At 38.2% G+C, this 662-nt stretch carries 1 protein-coding gene; it reads right to left on the bottom strand.

The features are described 5' to 3' along the window. The coding region (locus tag ACRCJ0_RS18035; protein ID WP_431391512.1) for an LLM class flavin-dependent oxidoreductase at positions 1–357 on the bottom strand (357 nt) is incomplete at its 3' end. Positions 358–662: the final 305 nt, after the last annotated feature.

The raw sequence follows: 662 nt of genomic DNA, 5'->3' as shown, positions 1-662 counted from the left end.
ACCGTCAGAAATTAAATCTAAAGTAGCGAAGTTTTCGTAAATTCGAACCGGGTCAGATGTCGACACAACAGTTGATGAAGAGGATAATTTAATCTTACTCGTCGCTTGGGCAATGGCCCCTAAAATGACTGCATGGGCTTGAGAGACAAAGTGTTCTTGGTGAGATTCACCAAGGGCAAAAATATCTAAGCCTGCTTGTTCAGCGTGCTGAGCCGTTTCGATTAATTCTTGAACTCTTTTTTGTTCCCCTACCCCTTGGTTGGTATGTGGGTTTGGGGCATAGTCACCTAAAGAATACAGGCCAAATTGCAAGCCTTCATTTGGTTTAAAACCAAACTTCTCTTTCATTGTTGTCATCATTATTCTCCGTTCATTTTTGAATATATTTTTTAGATAGCTCTATTATAATTTCAAATCCGAACTAACACAAGATTTTAGCTTACAATTTGTTAGTTAGGAAACTTTCTGTTAGTAAGACAACATTCATTTTCCAATCAGACGAATAAAGACCTTATTTATTGAAATCGAACAAGTTCAAACCGGTTTTTGCTTCGTCTTTAGACCGTTCCACTTCACCAGAAATCATATGAACAAAAATTTCACCGGTACCTGAAATAATGGCTTCGTTCAAGTGACCACCAACTACTGACCCATCTGCACGA

The sequence above is a fragment of the Aerococcus sp. L_32 genome (assembly GCF_050689315.1).
Note: the sequence above shows the minus strand (reverse complement) of the source record. Positions and strands in the feature narration are given on the sequence as shown.